1 protein-coding gene is annotated in these 236 nt (G+C 44.9%); it reads right to left on the bottom strand.

Annotated features, from left to right (window positions below):
* The coding region (locus AACR11_RS03075; protein WP_416316088.1) for a hypothetical protein at positions 1-236 on the bottom strand (236 nt) is incomplete at both ends.

The raw sequence follows: 236 nt of genomic DNA, 5'->3' as shown, positions 1-236 counted from the left end.
GCAGATGATACGCTGAGAGAACCATCTTCAACTCGCTCTGCTAACTCTTCGGCATATTGGAGAATGTGGGAGTTTTCAATTTTCCGAGAATCATTGATTGAAAAGTTATCGACGCAGTATCTTGCAAACTTCTCGAACCGGTCTGCATTTTGTTGTGCCGTGGAATAAGACGTTGTCTTTGATTCACAAGCTTCAGTCATCGCATTTCTTCCTGCACGAGCCATATCACGGCTGCG

The sequence above is a fragment of the Vibrio sp. L85 genome (assembly GCF_963871815.1).
In the GTDB taxonomy this organism is placed as follows: Bacteria; Pseudomonadota; Gammaproteobacteria; order Enterobacterales; family Vibrionaceae; genus Vibrio; species Vibrio harveyi.
The sequence above is the reverse complement of the archived record's forward strand: the minus strand, read 5'-3'. Positions and strand labels throughout refer to the sequence as shown.